Below are 1,700 nucleotides of genomic sequence, written 5' to 3'. Positions count from 1 at the left end.
CGTCGGGGATCTGGGTGAGGATGCCGGCGCCGTCGCCGCTGTCCTCCTCGGCACCCACGGCGCCACGGTGGTCGAGGTTGAGCAGGGCCGTCAGGCCGGCGTCGACGATGTCGCGGCCAGGAGTACCGCGCAGCGTCGCGACGAAGGCGAAACCACAGGCGTCGTGCTCGGCGGCCGGGTCGTAGAGACCTGTGGCCGCACGAGGGCCGGGCGGAGCCGCCATGGCGGAGCTCACGGGCGACGTCGACATCTGTACCGTCCTCACGGACCCCGACGACATCGGGGCATAGCACGAACATGGGGGGAACGCGGGACGTCGTCGGCCCAGACGTGTGGCGACGATACAACTCGGAAACAAACCCGAGCGCACCGCCGGTTGTGAGGTGGCTCACACCCTGCCGCTGGTCAGCGGCTCAGGTCTGCAGCCTCGTCCTCGTCGTCCTGCGTGGCCGGGGGTTCCAGCAAGAGGGTCGTCTCACGTCCGGGGTGGCGGCGCCCGACCAAGATGAACGCTACCAGCGCGCCGACGAAGGCCACGATGGACGTCCAGACGTTGATCCGCAGCCCGAGGATGTGGAACGTCGAGGCCTGGTCGTCGATCCGGAGCAGCTCGATCCAGAACCGGCCGCTCGTGTAGATCATCACGTAGAGCCAGAACACGCGGCCGTAGCCGAGCCGGAACTTGCGGTCGAGCCAGACGAGCAGCGCGGCGCCGCCGAGGTTCCAGACCATCTCGTACAGGAACGTCGGGTGGAACAGCGTGCCGGGTTCGTAGCCCGCCTCGATGGCCTTGGCGTCGGACACCTCGAGGCCCCACGGCAGGGTCGTCGGGCTGCCGAACAGCTCCTGGTTGAACCAGTTGCCGAGCCGCCCGATGGCCTGCGCGACGAGGAGCCCGGGCGCCACCGAGTCGGCGAACGGCGCGAGCTTGACGCCCTGCCGTCGCGCACCGATCCAGGCGCCGACCGCGCCGAACGCGATCGCCCCCCAGATGCCGAGGCCGCCCTCCCAGATCTTCAGGGCGTCCCACGGGTGGCCACCCTCGCCGAAGTACTTCTCCGGGGACGTGATCAGGTGGTAGATCCGGCCGCCGACGATGCCGAACGGCACCGCCCAGAACGCGATCTCGAGGATCGTGTCCGGGTCCCCGCCGCGGGCCGCCCACCGGCGACGCGCGATGAAGACCGCCGCGACGATGCCGACGAGGATGGCCAGCGCGTAGGCGCGGATCGGGATCGGCCCCAGCTCCCAGACTCCCTGGGACGGGCTCGGGATCGAGGCGATCATCGCTCGGTCGACGCCACACCGGCCGCCAGGGCGGCCGTGGCGGTGGCGAGGGCATCGAGGCCCGACTTCTCGTCGGGCGCGTCGACCAGCGTGCGCACGAGCGCCGAGCCGACGATCACGCCGTCCGCGTAGGAACCGACCTGTGCTGCCTGCTCGGGCGTCGAGACGCCGACCCCGACGCACACGCGCTCGGCGCCCGCGGCTCGCGCGTCGGCGACGAGCTGCTCGGCGCGGGTCCCGACCGTGGCCCGCTCCCCCGTGACGCCCATCGTCGAGGCCGCGTACACGAAACCGCGCGACGCGGCCGCCGTCGAGGCGAGCCGTTCAGGGGTCGAGCTGGGAGCGACGAGGAACACCCGGTCGAGGCCGTGGCTGTCCGACGACGCCAGCCACTCGGCGGCCTCGTCGGGAAT

The 1,700-nt window shown here is 71.5% G+C and carries 3 protein-coding genes; all 3 read right to left on the bottom strand.

The features are described from left to right. The coding region (locus D1825_RS00170; protein WP_138066910.1) for a hypothetical protein at positions 1-250 on the bottom strand (250 nt) is incomplete at its 3' end. A 155-nt stretch (positions 251-405) separates the two neighbouring features. Continuing rightward, a complete protein-coding gene (gene lgt, locus D1825_RS00165) occupies positions 406-1,287 on the bottom strand; it encodes a prolipoprotein diacylglyceryl transferase (protein ID WP_118765551.1) in 882 nt (293 codons plus the stop codon). Then, a partial coding sequence (locus D1825_RS00160) for a tryptophan synthase subunit alpha (protein WP_199721426.1) occupies positions 1,284-1,700 on the bottom strand: 417 nt, incomplete at its 5' end. The genes lgt and D1825_RS00160, both read right to left, overlap by 4 nt.

The organism is Cellulomonas rhizosphaerae (assembly GCF_003470205.1).
Classification (GTDB): Bacteria; Actinomycetota; Actinomycetes; order Actinomycetales; family Cellulomonadaceae; genus Cellulomonas; species Cellulomonas rhizosphaerae.
This window is presented reverse-complemented; position numbering and strand designations above follow the sequence as displayed.